The organism is Dankookia sp. GCM10030260 (genome assembly GCF_042666655.1).
GTDB lineage: Bacteria > Pseudomonadota > Alphaproteobacteria > Acetobacterales > Acetobacteraceae > Paracraurococcus.
This window is the reverse complement of record NZ_JBHTDE010000014.1, coordinates 74,402-89,776: the sequence shown is the minus strand read 5'-3', so window position 1 is coordinate 89,776 and position 15,375 is coordinate 74,402. Positions and strand designations below refer to the sequence as shown.

General features: G+C 66.8%; 13 protein-coding genes and 1 pseudogene. 12 read left to right on the top strand and 2 right to left on the bottom strand.

All coding sequences use genetic code 11. The features are described from left to right. The 6 genes and pseudogenes from ACFQS7_RS26390 to ACFQS7_RS26365 form a co-directional block, all read left to right on the top strand. The coding region (locus tag ACFQS7_RS26390; RefSeq protein ID WP_380070134.1) for a hypothetical protein at positions 1 to 349 on the top strand (349 nt) is incomplete at its 5' end. 335 nt (positions 350 to 684) lie between these two features. Further along, positions 685 to 1,845 (top strand): peptidoglycan DD-metalloendopeptidase family protein, encoded by a 1,161-nt coding sequence (locus ACFQS7_RS26385; RefSeq protein ID WP_380070133.1) that lies wholly within the window; start codon positions 685 to 687, stop codon positions 1,843 to 1,845. A gap of 425 nt (positions 1,846 to 2,270) precedes the next feature. Beyond that, positions 2,271 to 2,936: pseudogene (locus ACFQS7_RS26380) on the top strand (IS3 family transposase); the annotation flags it as partial. A gap of 233 nt (positions 2,937 to 3,169) precedes the next feature. Then, positions 3,170 to 3,397 carry a hypothetical protein gene (locus tag ACFQS7_RS26375; RefSeq protein WP_380070132.1) on the top strand — a complete coding sequence of 76 codons (228 nt, stop codon included), beginning with the start codon at positions 3,170 to 3,172 and terminating at the stop codon, positions 3,395 to 3,397. 448 nt (positions 3,398 to 3,845) lie between these two features. Next, positions 3,846 to 4,892 carry an ABC transporter permease gene (locus ACFQS7_RS26370; protein WP_380070131.1) on the top strand — a complete coding sequence of 349 codons (1,047 nt, stop codon included), beginning with the start codon at positions 3,846 to 3,848 and terminating at the stop codon, positions 4,890 to 4,892. Then, entirely contained in the window at positions 4,889 to 5,791 is a 903-nt protein-coding gene (locus tag ACFQS7_RS26365; RefSeq protein WP_380070130.1) for an ABC transporter permease, read from the top strand. The genes ACFQS7_RS26370 and ACFQS7_RS26365 overlap by 4 nt, the downstream gene beginning before the upstream one ends. Positions 5,792 to 5,801: 10 nt before the next feature. Here the strand turns inward: ACFQS7_RS26365 and ACFQS7_RS26360 are convergent, their stop codons facing one another. Both ACFQS7_RS26360 and ACFQS7_RS26355 read right to left on the bottom strand, forming a co-directional pair. Next, positions 5,802 to 6,821 carry an ABC transporter ATP-binding protein gene (locus tag ACFQS7_RS26360; protein ID WP_380070129.1) on the bottom strand — a complete coding sequence of 340 codons (1,020 nt, stop codon included), beginning with the start codon at positions 6,819 to 6,821 and terminating at the stop codon, positions 5,802 to 5,804. Next, the gene (locus ACFQS7_RS26355; protein WP_380070128.1) at positions 6,818 to 7,828 is read right to left on the bottom strand and encodes an ABC transporter ATP-binding protein; all 1,011 of its coding nucleotides are present in this window, start codon (positions 7,826 to 7,828) and stop codon (positions 6,818 to 6,820) included. The genes ACFQS7_RS26360 and ACFQS7_RS26355 overlap by 4 nt, the downstream gene beginning before the upstream one ends. Before the next feature lie 108 nt (positions 7,829 to 7,936). Between ACFQS7_RS26355 and ACFQS7_RS26350 the strand changes: the two genes are divergently transcribed. From ACFQS7_RS26350 to ACFQS7_RS26325, 6 genes are all read left to right on the top strand, one after another. Continuing rightward, positions 7,937 to 9,733, top strand: coding sequence for an ABC transporter substrate-binding protein (locus ACFQS7_RS26350; RefSeq protein WP_380070127.1), 1,797 nt, complete (start codon positions 7,937 to 7,939; stop codon positions 9,731 to 9,733). A 127-nt stretch (positions 9,734 to 9,860) separates the two neighbouring features. Next, positions 9,861 to 10,835, top strand: a complete 975-nt coding sequence (locus ACFQS7_RS26345) for a D-2-hydroxyacid dehydrogenase family protein (RefSeq protein ID WP_380070126.1) — start codon at positions 9,861 to 9,863, stop codon at positions 10,833 to 10,835. Positions 10,836 to 11,800: 965 nt separating this feature from the next. Then, a complete protein-coding gene (locus ACFQS7_RS26340) occupies positions 11,801 to 12,214 on the top strand; it encodes a Rieske (2Fe-2S) protein (RefSeq protein ID WP_380070125.1) in 414 nt (137 codons plus the stop codon). A 122-nt stretch (positions 12,215 to 12,336) separates the two neighbouring features. Continuing rightward, positions 12,337 to 13,203, top strand: a complete 867-nt coding sequence (locus ACFQS7_RS26335) for a carbohydrate ABC transporter permease (protein WP_380070124.1) — start codon at positions 12,337 to 12,339, stop codon at positions 13,201 to 13,203. Then, the gene (locus ACFQS7_RS26330; protein WP_380070123.1) at positions 13,203 to 14,051 is read left to right on the top strand and encodes a carbohydrate ABC transporter permease; all 849 of its coding nucleotides are present in this window, start codon (positions 13,203 to 13,205) and stop codon (positions 14,049 to 14,051) included. The genes ACFQS7_RS26335 and ACFQS7_RS26330 overlap by 1 nt, the downstream gene beginning before the upstream one ends. Before the next feature lie 26 nt (positions 14,052 to 14,077). Continuing rightward, complete coding sequence (locus tag ACFQS7_RS26325) at positions 14,078 to 15,370, top strand: extracellular solute-binding protein (RefSeq protein ID WP_380070122.1); 1,293 nt, start codon at positions 14,078 to 14,080, stop codon at positions 15,368 to 15,370. Positions 15,371 to 15,375: the final 5 nt, after the last annotated feature.

Sequence of the window (15,375 nt, the reverse complement as noted above, 5' to 3'; positions counted from 1 at the left end):
CCGCAAAACCACCAGAAAACAGACCCCGCACGACAACACCCACCAGCAAGCCGAAACCCGCCAGCAGCGCCGCCCGCGCATCCCACTCCCCATCCCCGCCACATCGGCAGAAACAATCAAAGCAAGATACGCACAACAGAACCCGCCCCCCCAGCCGTCCCACACACAGGACAACCAAACAGCTACGCTCTCTCAAACGCGCTTCCAAAACCCGATGCAAATTTCAAAGAACACATTCCCTGCGGCCGCTCCGAAGCTGACCGCCCCGGCACGACCGACATTGAACCCTGCCGGGTGGGAATTTCCGCTTTTCAGCGGGGCCAATAACCTAGTGGTACCAACCACATAGGTCAACGACCTATTTTATATCCCGCGGCTGCACCAACCGGCTTGGCCTCGGGAGGCGGGCTTCTATTCCTCTGTTTCCCGCCTGTCAAACCTTTTTCCATCCAACGCGTTGTAACCGCTTCCTGATCTCACCTCGTGACGTAACCGGATAGTTCAAGTTGTTGACTTGGATTGATTCTCGCTGAAAGGGTTACGCCACATTTCAGCCCTGGGAGGGGTTTCTCTATGCTGCATCGCAACCGGCGCTATGGGCGCTGGCTGTCAATCGCGTGCCTTGTTCTCGGTGGCACCGCCGCGTCCGCCGCCTCCGACCCCATGCCACCCGGATACCGCCCTGTGCTGTCCACCGGTGGCGCGGCGACCGGCAGCGCCGCCACCGCACGTTCGCGCGCTACCACCCGCACCGTCGTCGCCCGCCGCGGCCAGACCGTCGCACAGGTCCTGGCCGCGGCCGGCGTCGAGCGGCGCGAGTTGGAGCCGGCCGTCTCTGCCTTGGCATCCCTCCTGCCGCCGCGCGCCACCCTGCCTGCCGGGCACGAACTTACCCTGCGCCAAGCGGCCAATGACGATGCCTTGCTGGCCCTCACCCTGCAGCCGCAGCCAGGCCGCACCGTCACGGTCACCCGCACGCCCAGCGGCTGGATCGCACATGAGGAGACGGCCGGCCAGCGCCGGCACCTGGTCCTCGCCCGCGGCACCATCCGGGAGGATCTGCTGGACGACCTGCGCGCCGCCGGCCTGCCCGACCCGCTGGCCCGAGAACTGGTCCAGGGCTTGGCGCACGAGCTCGATTTCCAGCGCGAGCTCCGCCCCGGCGACAGCTTCACGATTTTGTTCGAACGCTTCCGCGACCCCGGGGGCGACCTCCTGCGTGAGGGTCGCATGCTGCATGCAGGATTCGATCTCGCCAGCCGCAATCTCTCACTTTGGCGCTATGACACGGAGGCCGGGCCTGACTGGTTCGATGACCAGGGCCGCAGCCTGCGCCGCGCCTTCCTGCGCACGCCGCTTGATGGCGCCAGGGTCACCTCGCGCTTCGGCATGCGCTCGCACCCGGTGCTTGGCTACACGCGCCAGCATCAGGGCATCGACTTCGCGGCGCCGAGCGGCACCCCGGTGCTCGCCGCGGCGGATGGCGAGGTGACTCAGATCGGCTCGATGAGCGGCTATGGCCGCGTCATCACCCTGCAACACCCCGAAGACCGCACGACCCGCTACGCGCATCTGTCGGCCTTCGCGCCAGGCCTGAAGGTCGGCGACCGGGTCCGCCAGGGAGAATTGATCGGCAAGGTCGGCCGCAGCGGCATGGCAACCGGCAACCACCTGCATTTCGAGATCGCCGAAGCCGGCCGGCAGATCGACCCCAGCCGCGCCCGCACCCGCCCCGCCGCGGTGCTGGAAGGCGAAGCACTGGCCGCCTTCCAGGCGACCCGCCAGGGCCTCACGGTCCAGGTTGCGCATCTGCAGCCGATGCAGGAAGTGGCGGCGGCCGATTAGGCGAGCCAACCTGATGAGGAATGTCTCACGGCTGGCCTAGCAAAGATTCTGAAAACGAGCAGGTCTCAGCTTGCTTGATACGGCCGATGTCGTGTGTGGGCACGCAGCTTGCGCGCATGCTCATCCAAGGCAGCGACGCTGGCACGCCACTGATCCACATCTTCTCGGCGTTCTGTGCGCCGTCAGCAACCTAAGCTTCGAAGGTCTTGCGAAGCTCACGCGCCGGCCGATGGTCGCCGCGCCAGTCGCATTCCTGAATGAACAGGTGGCGATGCACCTTCGGGATGCGTCGTAGCGGCTGGGATGGCGCTTGGCCTGGTTCCGGCAATATTCGACGCGTTGATATCGCCGCCCCCCGCGACTCCTCATCATGGTCGACCCGGCAGTGATGGAACTCGGAGATATCCATCACATCCTGCGATGCGCATGCAGAGCTGCGGGCCGAGGGCACGTCCGTGGCCCGCAAGCGGGTGGCGCGGCTCATGCGCGGGGCCGGGCTGCGCGACATTTCCCGGCGCCGCTTGCCGACAACGACGCGGCGGGAGCCGAGCCATCGGCCTGCCAACGATCTGGTCGGCCGTGGCTTCCGCGCGGTGGGCCTGAACCGGCTGCGAGTGGCTGACATCACCTACGTGCCGACCGCGGCAGGCTTCCTTTTCCTCGCCGTCGTCCTCGATGTCTGGTCGCGCCGGATTGTCGGTTGGGCCATGGCTACGGACCTGCGCACGCGCCTCGTGCTCGATGCACTCGACATGGCAGTGACGACGAGAAAGCCCGCCGACGTGGTGCACCACTCAGATCAAGGCCGCCAAGACACGTCGGTGGCCTTCGGCTCGAGGTGCAAAGGGGCGGGCATCCGCCCCTCCCCTGGCTCGGTCGGCGATGCGCATGACAACGCCATGGCCGAGGCGCTCCTCGCCACCCTCATGTGCGAGCTGCTGGACCGTTGCGACTTTCGCTCCCAGGCCGAGACGCGGATGGCGGCGTTCACCTTCATCGAGGGCTTCTACAACCCCACCAGGCGTGATTCCGCCCACGGCCATCTCTCGCCCATCGAATACGAAGCCAGAGCCATGGCCGAGAACGACTGATCCCTACCCGCCAACCCTCCACGAGACTGGGGTGATTTCAGCGGTCCGGCGCAGCAGCGCAGGCTTTGGAGATATTCGAGAGAGTACTGGCCGCGGCACCGCGGGACATCGGAGCTCTCGACGGCCATGGCGTTGCCCTCGATCTCCTCGGGCGCCATGCCGTGGCGGAGCGGAGCCATCGCGCAGCCTCCGCACTCGTGCCGAACGGCGTGGGCGTAGCGAATAGCCTGGCCATGTCCCTGTTGCTTGCCGGACGGTCAGAGGAGGCGGCGGCGATCCTCGAACCGCTGGCCCGGCTGCCCATCGCGCCACCACGGGTGATCACCAATCTGGCCATTGCGAGAGCCGCATTCAGAAATGGTGACGGCGCGCGGTCCTTGCTCGACGGAGATGGCAAGAGCGGCGGCATCGACACGGTCATGCAAGCGCTACCCGGCGGCGCCACGCCGGGGCGCCGCTGAAGGGGCATCGGCACCATTCTGGCATTTGTCCATTCGAAGCACGCATGCTTTTCGTCATGGGCTGCTTGAAGATGGCCAGCGCCGTCGATGCGGTCGGCGGTCTCTTGATCCTCGAAAGAAATTGGCTCTCAGCTCCCATTGCCGCAGTAGTGGGAGCCAGGAACGACATTCTCCGGGCAAGTGTCACCGAGGGGCCCTCGGTGCGTTCTGCCAACAACTCTGGGCCAAAGGTATCGGCCAGGCACATCCGATCCATCACTCGATACGGCGATCGCGGCGAGGGTCACGACCCCTCTGCTCCGCTTCAGCCGACGTGGGAAACGGCCGTGACGCCCCTTGAGGGAACGAGGCGCCGGCGAAGCTGCGTGATCAATTCGTTGACCTTCTCTGGGCGACGGTCCTAGCGTCCTCGGGAGAAGGACACTGACGCACGCGGCCGGTCGCCTCGATGCGCCAAGAAAACGTCCGCTCGGGGAGGCAAGGTGGAACGACGTTACGCGCGCCGTGGCTCGTGCTGCGGCAGGTCCGGCTCCAGCTGATGCTCGGCTACATGTCCCGGCGTCTGGCCCTTGGGGCGCTGACCGTGTTCGGCGTGTCCATCCTCGTCTTTGCCATCATGCGCGTGCTGCCGGGCGATCCGCTCGTTGCGATCTTCGGCCCGGATGGCTTCACCCGCCTGACCGATGAGCAGCGCGCGGGCTACATGGCGGAACTCGGGCTGAGCGACCCGCTCCACGTGCAATACCTGCGGTGGATGGGCGACATCCTGCGCGGCGAATTTGGGCGTTCCTTCTTTCGCTCGGAAAGTGTCGCCGACATGATCCTGCGGCGCGGACCACTCACGGCGCAAATCGCCTTTCTGTCCGTGCTGCTGTCCTGGGTGATCGGCCTGCCGGTTGCCATCGTCAGCGCGCTTCGGCCGAACAGCTTGGCGGACAATGTCGTCCGCTTCGTCTCGATATTCTTCCTGGCGGTACCGGGCTTCTGGCTTGGCATGCTGATCGTGTTGGGGCTGCTCTTCGCCTTCGGCTATCGTGCACCGCTGACCGGGGCCTCGCTGCTCGACGATCCCTGGACGACGCTGCAGATGATCGCTGGCCCGGCAATCGTGCTCGGCCTGGGCCAGGCCGCCTACATCGCCCGCATGGCCCGCTCCTCTCTGCTCGAGGTCATCCGGGAGGATTACGTCCGCACGGCGCGCGCCAAGGGCGTCAACCGACGCGCAGTGATCCGGCTGCATGCCTTGCCCAATGCGCTGCTGCCGGTCGTCACCCTCTCCGGCATCCTGCTCGGCTTCGTCCTGGCAGGCTCGATCCCGGTGGAGCGCGCCTTCGGCACGCCAGGCCTTGGTTCCGCCATGTACACCGCCGTCAGCGAACGCGACGTCTTCGTCATGCAGAACCTCGTTTTCCTGTATGCCGTCGTCTTCGTCGTGCTGAACATCGCGGTCGACATCCTGATCGCCTGGATCGATCCAAGGATCCGCTTCCAATGAGCGCGAGCGAGCCTCTCGGCCTCGCCGAAGCGGCCAAGCCAGCCACGCCGCCGCGCCTGCTTGCCGGGTTGTGGCGCGTCGCCCGCCGTTCGCCGACGACAGCCTTCTGGGCAGTCGTCTCGGCGGCGATCGTACTGGTAGCTGTCTTCGCCCCGCTGATCGCCCCGACAGATCCACTCGCCGCCAATTTCCGGATGATGTCGAAGCCGCCGAGCGAGGTTGCCCTGTTCGGGACTGACCAGGTCGGCCGTGACGTGCTCAGCCGCGTCATCCATGGCAGCCAGACATCACTGATGGTGGCCGCCGCCGCGGTGCTTTTCGGCACGACGGTCGGCGCCTTGTGGGGGCTCGCTTGCGGCTATTTCGGCGGGCGCTTCGACCTGATCAGCCAGCGCGTGATCGAATTCATGCAGTCCTTCCCGGACCTCATCCTGGCCATGGCCATCGCCATGGCATTGGGGGCGGGAACCTGGACGGTCATCCTGGCCATCGCCATCACCCGGATTCCGTTCGGCGGACGCGTCATCCGCTCGGTCGTGCTTTCGGTGAAAGAGATGCCCTTCGTCGAGGCCGCGCGCGGGCTCGGCGCATCGCATCTGCGGTTGATGCTGCGACACATCCTGCCACAGTGCATCGCACCCTTCTTGATCCTCGCCACGGCCCATCTGGGCGTGGCGATCATCATCGAGGCCTCGCTCGGCTTCCTGGGTGTCGGCATCCCGCCGCCCATGCCGACCTGGGGCAACATGCTGGCCGATAGCCTGAATGCCGGCCTGGTACCGCCGTGGTGGTTGGTGCTGTTTCCCGGTCTGGCGATCACGCTCACGGTGCTCTCGTTCAACCTGCTCGGTGACGGATTGCGCGATCTGCTCGACCCACGCCTGCGCGGGTCGGTCTAGCTCGCCGTCGTCAGTTCGGCTGCGTGAGCGGCAGCCGCGGGCCGGCATCATGCAGATGGCACGCCGCCAGATGGCCTGGCGTGACCTCGCGCAGCACCGGCTCCGTCGTCCGGCACGGTGCGTGGGCGTAGGCGCAGCGCGGATGGAAGTGGCAACCGGCCGGCCGGTTGATCGGGCTCGGGACGTCGCCCTGCAGCGGCTTGCGTGTCAGGCGCCGCCCCGTGACCTTCGGCACCGGGACCGCGGCCAGCAATGCCTCGGTGTAGGGATGCAGCGGCTCGTCGAAGAGCGTCGCCTTGTCGGTCAACTCCACGATGCGGCCGAGATACATGACGGCGACGCGGTGGCTGATATGCTCGACCACCGCCAGGTCATGCGAGACGAACAGGTAGGCGAAGCCGAATTCGTCCTGCAGATCCATCAGCAGGTTGAGGATCTGCGCGCGGATCGAGACGTCGAGCGCCGAGACCGGCTCGTCGCAGACGATCAGCTCTGGCCCGAGGGCCAGCGCCCGGGCGATGCCGAGGCGCTGGCGTTGCCCGCCGGAGAATTCATGCGCATAGCTGGCCTGCTGATCGGGCCGTAGCCCCACCCGCTCGAACAGCTGCGCCACGCGCCGGGACCGCGCTGCCTTGTCGCCCATGCCATGGATCACCAGCGGCTCGCCGACAATCTCGCCCGCCTGCATGCGCGGGTTCAGCGAGGCATAGGGGTCCTGATGAATGATCTGCATGCGGCGGCGGACCGGCAGCATGGCGGCAGCGTCGAGCCCCGTGATCTCGGCGCCGTGGAAGCGCACTTGTCCGGCCGAAGGCTCGATCAACCGCAGCAGCAGCCGGCCCGCGGTGGATTTGCCGCAGCCGCTTTCCCCGACCAGCCCGAGCGTCTCGCCGGCCGCGATGTCGAAGGACACGCCATCGACCGCATGGACCTGCCCGGCGGTGCCGCCGAACATGCCACGCCGGATCGGGAAGACCTTGCTCAGATCGCGGACCGCGAGCAACGGCGCGGCACCCTCCGCCGCGCTCATGCCGCCGCCACGACGGCATCGGCTTTCCAGCACGCGACCAGGTGATCCGCCCGATGCGCCACCAGCGGCGGTGAAGCTTCACGGCACTGCGCTTCGGCCAGGTGGCAGCGTGGCGCGAACCGGCAGCCACCAGGCATGCGCGCGAGCGACGGTACCATCCCCTTGATCTCCGTCAGCCGCACCTGCCGCGGGCCGCTATGGGCCGCGTCGTCGAGGCTCGGCAGCGAGCCGAGCAGGCCACGCGTGTAGGGATGGGCGGGACGGTTGAAGAGCTCGGTGACCGGCGCCTCCTCGACCTTGCGGCCGGCATACATCACCACGACGCGGTCCGCATTCTCCGCGACCACCCCCATGTCATGGGTGATGAGCAGCACCGCCATGCCCAGCGCCTCCTGCTGCTCGCGGATCAGGTCGAGGATCTGCGCCTGGATCGTCACGTCGAGTGCCGTGGTCGGTTCGTCCGCGATCAACACCGCGGGATGGCATGCCAGCGCCATGGCGATCATCACGCGCTGCCGCATGCCGCCCGACAACTGGTGCGGATAGGCCTGAGCCCGTCGCTCCGGATCGGGGATGGACACACGTCTCAGCGTCTCGATCGCCCGCCGCATCGCCTCCTTCGTCGTGGTGCCCTGATGCAGTGCGATCGCCTCGGCGATCTGCCGACCGACCGTGTAGAGCGGGTTCAACGAGGTCATCGGCTCCTGGAAGATCATGCTGATCTCGTTGCCGCGGACCGCTTCCATCTCCGCTTCGCTGAGCGTCAGCAGGTCGCGCCCGCCATACCGGATGCTCCCGCCGGCGACGCGCCCGGGCGGGCTCGGTACCAGGCGCAGGATGGACAAGGCGGTGACGCTCTTGCCGCAGCCGGATTCGCCCACGATGCAGAGCGTCTCGCCCGGGCGCAGCGCGAAGGAGACACCGTCGACCGCCGCGATCGGTCCGACCGGCGTGCGGAATTCGGTGCGCAGGTTCTCGACGGCGAGGACGGCGTGCGTGGCGTTCATCGGAACCGCATGCGGTGCCGATTGCCGCGTCGGTCCTTCCGGCACGATCCGATTCACGACGTGACTTCCTCCCTGGCCGGCCTGTAGGCTCGTTATCGGGACGGTATCATGGCCGGGACGGACCTCAAGAATTTTCGACCCGCCTTGGCCACCAAACCGGCCGACGAAGCAAGCAGCCGGCATACCGGCGTATCAGGGAGGAACACAGCCATGGACAACCATCGTCCGACGAGCGGTGCCTGGGGACGTCGCCAGATCCTGCAGGCCGGTGCCATGGGCGGCATCGCCATGGCGACCGGGCTCGGCCCGACCCGCGGCCAGGCCGCCCAGGTTCCGCTGGACTACGACGGGCGCAGCTTCCAGCTCGCGGCGCCGGAGCCCAATCCCAAGCGTGGGGGCGTGCTGCGCTATGCCATCACGAGCCGGCCGCCGCATTTCGACGTCCACCAGTCGGGCACCATCAACAGCCTCGGTGCCCAGGGCTGCCTGTTCGACAACTTGGTCCGGCGCGACCCGCGCGACAGCGGCCAGACCATCATCCCTGACTTGGCGCATAGCTGGCAGATCGCGCCCGACGGCAAGACCTACACCTTCTTCCTGCGCGACGGCGTGCAGTTCCATGACGGTGCGGAGCTGACGGCGGAGGACGTGAAGGCGACCTTCGACCGGATCCACAAGCCGCCGCAGGGCATCAGCATCCCGCGCAGCGTGTTGTTCGCGGCGGTGGAATCCATTACCGCGCGCGACAAGCGGACCATCGAGTTCAAGTTAAGCGAAGGCCGCCCACCCAACTTCATGATGAGCGCCTTCGCCAGCGGCTGGAACGTGATCATTCGCAAGAAGGTGCTCGAGGACAACAACTACAATCTTCGTCGCGTCGCCAACCTATCCGGCACCGGACCGTTCCGCCAGGTTCGCCGCGTGGAGAACGAAGTCTGGGTGATGGAGCGCAACCCGAACTACTGGAACGCCGGGCTGCCTTACCTGGATGGGGTGGAGTTCTACCATGCGCTGCCCTTCTCGCCCGAGCTCGGATCGGCCGTGCTGTCGAACCGCACGGATTACGGGCGGATCATGGATCCGGTGTCCGGCCGGCGCATCAAGCAGAATCCGCAGATGTCGATGGCCCAGTTCAATCAGAGCGTCATCCAGGCCACCTGGATGAATGCGCGCAAGTCTCCGCTCGGCGACCCGCGGGTCCGGCGTGCCCTGCACTTGGTACTCGACAAGGCAATCCTGGTGGAGGTGGTGAAGGATGTCGCGCCGATGCAGGTCGGCGGCTTCCTGTATCCCTTCTCGGACGTCGCCACGCCACGCGACAAGCTCGTGCAGCGTCTCGGCTACCAGGCCGATCCGACCGCGGCCGTGCGGGAGGCGCGGGCGCTGCTGGCAGCGGCTGGACAGGGCCGCGGGATCCGCGGGCTCGACTTCGTCGTGCGCGACGTCGCCAGCTTCAAGCTCTGGGCGCAAGCCATTCAGGCCATGCTGCAGCAGACCCTGAACGTCGAATGCCGGCTGCGCAGCGTGGTCGAATCCGTCTGGTTCGACGACGTGAACAACGGCAATTACGACCTGGCGATTGGCGCCGTGGTCTCGACGCTGCTCGATCCATCCGACTACTTCAACGCCTGGTACAAGACCGGCGGACCGCAGAACTACTCGAACTGGTCGGACCCGCGCATGGATGCCCTCATCCCGCAGATCGACCGCGAAGTGGACAGCGAAAAGCGCCTCGGCCTGATCCGGCAGGCAGAGGCGGTCATGGAGGAGAATCCGCCGCTGCTACCGGTCGCCTGGGAGCAGATCATCGACGGCTACTGGAGTTATGTGAAGGGTCACAATCCCAAGGACTACTTCGGCATCTACGACGTCGTTCGCATGGACACCATGTGGCTGGACAAGTAGCGCAGCCGGAGCCGACCACGGTCAAAGGGGCGCTGGCTGACCGCAGCGCCCCTGCGGCAAACCACGGAGACCTGGCACCGATGCGCAGGCAGACGCCGAGACGCCGGGCATGCGGATGGCGCAGCTGATGCGCATCGCCATCCTGGACGACTATTTCGACACGATCCGGACCCTGCCCTGTTTCGACCGGCTGGCCGGCCACGATGTCACGATCTTCACCGACCACGCGCCGGAGACCGACCGTCTCGCCGAGCGCCTCCGCGATATCGAAGCCTTGGTGCTGATCCGGGAGCGCACCGCCATCACTGCGCCGCTGCTGGCGCGCCTGCCGAGGCTCCGGCTCATCAGTCAGCTCGGTCCCTATCCGCATGTCGACGTGGCGGCCTGCACGGCGCGGGGCGTGATGCTGTGCTCCAACCTGCAGCCTGGCGCGCCGAGCATCGCCACGGCGGAGTTCACCTGGGCGCTCATCCTCGCCGCCATGCGGGGCATCCCGCAGCAGGTCGCCTCGTTGCGGGCCGGAGCCTGGCAGTGCGGCGTCGGGCATACCCTGCGGGGGAGGACGCTGGGGATACATGGGTATGGCCGCATTGGGCGCGAGGTCGCCGGCCTTGGCCGCGCCTTCGGGCTGGACGTGGCGATCTGGGCCAGCGAGGCATCGCGCCAGCGGGCACGCGCCGAGGGCTGGACGCTAGCCGCCAGCCAAGCCGCCCTGTACGCGGAGAGCGACATCGTCAGCCTGCACCTGCGACTGGCGGACGAGACAAGGCACGTGGTGACGGCGGCCGATCTCGCGCGGATGAAGCCGAGCGCATTGCTGGTAAACACCAGCCGGGCCGGGCTGATCGAACCAGGCGCCCTTGTCGCTGCGCTGCGGGCCGGACGGCCCGGCATGGCCGCCATCGATGTGTTCGAACAGGAACCACTGCGGGACCCGGCGCATCCCTTGCTGCAGTTGCCCAATGTCCTGGCGACGCCGCACCTGGGCTACGTCACGCATGAGGAATACGAAATGCAGTTCACCGAGATCTTCGGGCAGATCATTGCGTATGCCGCCGGGTCGCCGATCAATGTCATCAATCCGGGCGTATCGATTGGCTGAGCAGCCTCTGCCGGAAGAGGCTCCTGGAATTTCACCGGCCCAGTAAGCGGGGTTTCTGCCCGACGCTGGTGCAGTGCCGCAGATCAGAAGCGGGATGCATGATCCCGGCTCCAAGGCGGCGATGGCGATCAGGGGTGAGGAAGCGCTGGCCAAGCTGGCCAAGTTCCTCGACGTCCATTGACACCGAATCACCAGGTAGCATGTCCGGTTGCGGGAGAAGGTGACCGACGTCGTCGGTCCTGAGGCCACGACGTCCGAGGTCGCACCGCCGGTACGTCTGAAACCGCCACATGGCGGGGGCCGAGCGTTGTTGCTGGGGAGGCAATTTTTTTCCAGCGCGTTCAGCACGGCCGGTCCGCTGGGTTCCAGATACCAATCGACTGTCCGCCCGCGCTGCTTTTGGTTCCGCATGTCTCACTGCTGCAGGTGAGTCGGCGCCGCGTCCGCTCCCTGCCCTGGCGGTCGCCTCCGGCCACGCGGGCGGTCATGCATCGTCGGCGCGCTGCAGCCGGACCATTTTTTCGCCGGCAGCCGGATGCTGCACGCCTGTTGCGTGCCAAGGTGCGCGACGATGCGGCGGTCAGGCATCGAGGCGTTGCCTCGCCGGTCGAATACGTCCGGACCTGCGGCAAGGCACGAGATCCTTGCGTATCCGTGACTCGACCCGATGATCGATCGCCCGAAGCGGTTGGGGCTATGGACATGACCCATGTCTGGCCGCGGCTTTGGATTGGTTCGTCCGATGGATGCTGGCCTGGCGAGTTGCTGGTTGTGACCGGATCCGAGGTTCAGCCTCGACGCGATGCCGGCAGCGGCCCCGACGCTGCCGACATCGCCATGGCAGACTTGTCGCCTATCGAAGCCGAAAGCCTGCAGCGGTAAACCCAGCTCCGCCGATTCCGGTTGCCGTGCGGCAACGGCGCTCGCTAGGCTTGCACTGTCATGAACCCTGGAGAATGCCGGGCATGAGCAAGCATGTCGTCGCCACGGTGGCCGAGCTCTTGCCCGGCGGGCGGAAGCTCGTCACGGTGAAGGGGCGACCCATTGCGGTCTTCAACCTGGGTGGCGAGTTCTTCGGCCTGATGAACCGTTGCCCGCATCAGGGTGCGGCACTCTGCGCCGGCGATCTGACCGGGTTGATGACCGCCGACACGCCCGGCGAATACCGCATGTCGCGGCCGGGCGAGATCATCCGTTGCCCATGGCATGGCTGGGAATTCGATGTCCGCACCGGGCAGTCCTGGTGCGAGCCATCGCGCATCAAGGCCAAGCAGTATCCGGTCGAAATCACCGCCGGCGATGCGCTGGTGAAGGGCCCCTACATCGCCGAGACGATCGCCGTAGCGGTCGAGGAGGACTACCTCGTCGTCGAGGTCTGACGTCTGCCTGAACGATAACCGGCCCAAGCCGGAACGCGGAGGAATGTCACATGGGCGAGAGCAGCAGGGTTGCCCCGCATGGCTTGGCATTTCCTGCGCCGGCGCGTGCAGCCGGTGGCGCAATGCGTCATTCGCTCGATCGCTGGTTCACCCCGCTCGCGGTGCTGCCGACCTTCGTGGTGATGCTTCTGGTGTTCGGCCTGCCGCTGCTTTTCTCGCTCTACCTCAGCTTCACCGGCTGGTCGTTGAGCCAGGATCTGCTGGGCGGCGAGTTCGTCGGCTGGGCGAATTATCAGGACCTGCTGGACGACCCGGTCTTCCTCGGCAGCCTCGGCATCACCTTCGGTTTCACCGCGGCGGCGGTCGCCGCACAGCTTGGCCTCGGCCTCGCCATCGCGCTGTTGCTGAACATGGACCTGCCGTACATGCGCACCTTCCGCACCGCGCTGATCGTGCCGATGATGATCACGCCCATCGTCGGTGCGCTGTGCTGGAAGCTGCTACTGGACCCCAGCCATGGCGTGTTCAACCACTGGATCGGCGAGCGAATCGTGTGGCTCGGTATGCCGAGCACCGCGCTGGGCGCCGTCTGGGTGGTGAATGTCTGGCACAGCACGCCCTATGTCGCGCTGATCCTGCTGGCCGGGCTGCGCTCCCTGCCCAGCGAGCCGGGTGAGGCGGCGGCGATCGACGGCGCGAGCCGCCTGCAGATGTTCCGTCACGTGACCCTGCCGCTGCTGCGGCCCTACCTGCTGGTGGCACTGCTGCTGCGGACCATCTTCGAGTTCCGGGCCTTCGACAACATCTACGCCATGACCGGCGGCGGCCCGGCCAACAGCACGATGGTGCTGTCGATGTTCACCTACCTCGTCTCCTTCGTGCGCTTCGACTTCAGCCTTGGCGCCGCGGCATCCTGGATGATGCTGGCGATGTCGATGCTGATGTGCCTCGTCTTCATCGCGGTGATCCGCCGGCGGGACGCGAACTGATGGCCGTCGTCGTCGGGTCGCGCCGAACCCGCAAGCTGGAGGCCGCGCTGGTCTACCTGGCGCTGGCAATGCTGACGGCGGCCTTCCTGTTCCCGCTGCTCTGGGTGCTCGGGCTTTCGCTGAAGACCCGGGCGCAGATCTTCAGCGACCCGCCGCTCTACCTGTGGTGGCCGACGCTCGAGCACTATGTGGACGTGTTGTCGCGGGCGGATTTCCTCAAGGCCTTCTTCAACACGCTCATCGTCTCGGCGTCCGCCGTGCTGCTCTCGCTGGGCGTCGGGGTACCGGCGGCCTATGCCTTCGCGCGGTTCCCGTTCCGCGGCCGGTCGTTCCTGTTCTTTGCGCTGCTGGTCATGCGCATGCTGCCGCCGATCGCGGTACTGGTGCCGATGTACGTGCTCTTCACCAAGCTGGGCCTGGCGACGACGCGGCTGAGCGTGGTGCTGGCCTACACCACCTTCAGCCTGCCGCTGGTGGTCTGGATCATGCGCGGATTCTTCGAGGACCTGCCGAAGGAGCTGGAGGAGAGCGCCTGGATCGACGGCGCCACGCGCTACGGCGCCTTCTGGCGCGTGGTGCTGCCGCTGGCTCGGCCGGGCATGGTCGCCGCCAGCATCCTCTGTCTTCAGCTGGCCTGGAACGACTTCCTGTTCGCCGCGGTGCTGACCAACAACGCCACGCAGACCTTGCCGGTGCTGATGGCCGGCTTCTCCGGCGGCGATTCCGGCGTGGACTGGGGGGCGATGACCGCTTCCGGCATGCTGGTGATCCTGCCGGTGATCGTCTTCTCGTTCATGGCGCAACGCTACCTGGTCGCGGGGCTGTCCTCCGGCTCGGTCAAGGGATGAACCACCCACATCGCGGGAGAACGACCATGCAAGCGTTGAACCGGCGCCGTGCCTTGCAGCTCTCCCTGGCGACGCTCGCTGCTCCCGCCTTGGCGCAGCCGCGACCCGAGAAGCTGGTCTATATCGGCGAGAACCAGGGCGGCTGGAAGCGCACCCTGATGGAGGAGGTCGCCCCGGCCTTCGAACGCGAGACCGGCATCCGGGTGGAGTTCACCATGCTGCCGGTGGATGCCTGGCGGGCCCGGCTGAAGGCCGAGCTCGGCGCCGGCTCCACCGGCATCGACATCGCCCAATGGTCGGTGCAGATGGCCGGCTGGATGGCGCCGCACCTGCTGGACCATGAGGAAGTGGTGGCGAAGATCGTGCAGCGCGATCCCGCCTTCGCCTGGGACGACTTCCTCGGCGGCAGCAAGCGCGCGGCGAGCTATGACGGCAAGCTGGTCGGCATTCCCTACCGCATCACCACGGGCATCCTGCATTACCAGAAGGCACTGCTGGCCCAGGCCGGCTTCGCCCAGGCGCCGCAGACCTTCGCCGAGTTCGAGCGCGCCGCGCTGGCAGTGAATGCGCCGCCGGATCGCTATGCCGTCGGCATCATGGGCAAGCAGGGCTCGGGCACCTACACGAGCCTCGCCTCCTGGCTCTATTCCGCCGGCGCGCAGCTGGTGGATTTCAGGACCGGCGAGATCTTCATCAACCAGCCGAAGGCGGTCGAGGCGCTGCAATTCTACGCCGACCTCGTGGTGAAGCATAAGGTCGTGCCGCCCGAGGTCACCACCTGGGAGTACGACGAGATCATCGCCGGCGGCCAGCGCGACCGCTATGCGATGACCCAGACATTCGCCCCCTATGGCACGCTGATCAACGACCCGGCCAATTCGCGCACCGCCGGCCGCTGGGCCTGGGATACCGTGCCGGGCCAGACCGAGAAGGAGGAAAGCCGCACCTGGATCGACGGGCATTTCCTCGCGGTGCCGCGCTATACCCGCAATGCAGATTGGGCCATCGAGTTCATCCGCATGGCGACCAGCAAGCAGTGGCACCTGCGCTCCATGGAGCGCGGCAATGCGCCGCCGCGGGGCTCGGTGCTGCGCGACAGCGACATGGTGGCGAAGCTGGGCTGGCCGCCGGTCGCCGCGGCGGCGATCGAGACTGGCTTCCCGACGCCGGCCCACCCGGCCTGGGACACGCTGGAACTCGCCCTGCGCAGCGGGGTTTCGGAAACGCTGCAGGGCCAGAAGACGGCCAAGCAGGCGTTGGACACGGTGGCGGCGGATTGGCAGCGCAGCCTGCGCCGTGCCGGCATCCGGCGCGGGTGAGGCAA

Excerpts from the sequence above, each read along its gene's own strand:
- ACFQS7_RS26375 (WP_380070132.1), top strand. The coding sequence starts at position 3,170 with ATGTCCCTGTTGCTTGCCGGACGGTCAGAGGAGGCGGCGGCGATCCTC.
- ACFQS7_RS26370 (WP_380070131.1), top strand. The coding sequence starts at position 3,846 with ATGCGCCAAGAAAACGTCCGCTCGGGGAGGCAAGGTGGAACGACGTTA.
- ACFQS7_RS26365 (WP_380070130.1), top strand. The coding sequence starts at position 4,889 with ATGAGCGCGAGCGAGCCTCTCGGCCTCGCCGAAGCGGCCAAGCCAGCC.
- ACFQS7_RS26360 (WP_380070129.1), bottom strand. The coding sequence starts at position 6,821 with ATGAGCGCGGCGGAGGGTGCCGCGCCGTTGCTCGCGGTCCGCGATCTG.
- ACFQS7_RS26355 (WP_380070128.1), bottom strand. The coding sequence starts at position 7,828 with ATGAACGCCACGCACGCCGTCCTCGCCGTCGAGAACCTGCGCACCGAA.
- ACFQS7_RS26350 (WP_380070127.1), top strand. The coding sequence starts at position 7,937 with ATGGCCGGGACGGACCTCAAGAATTTTCGACCCGCCTTGGCCACCAAA.
- ACFQS7_RS26345 (WP_380070126.1), top strand. The coding sequence starts at position 9,861 with ATGCGCATCGCCATCCTGGACGACTATTTCGACACGATCCGGACCCTG.
- ACFQS7_RS26340 (WP_380070125.1), top strand. The coding sequence starts at position 11,801 with ATGAGCAAGCATGTCGTCGCCACGGTGGCCGAGCTCTTGCCCGGCGGG.
- ACFQS7_RS26335 (WP_380070124.1), top strand. The coding sequence starts at position 12,337 with ATGCGTCATTCGCTCGATCGCTGGTTCACCCCGCTCGCGGTGCTGCCG.
- ACFQS7_RS26330 (WP_380070123.1), top strand. The coding sequence starts at position 13,203 with ATGGCCGTCGTCGTCGGGTCGCGCCGAACCCGCAAGCTGGAGGCCGCG.
- ACFQS7_RS26325 (WP_380070122.1), top strand. The coding sequence starts at position 14,078 with ATGCAAGCGTTGAACCGGCGCCGTGCCTTGCAGCTCTCCCTGGCGACG.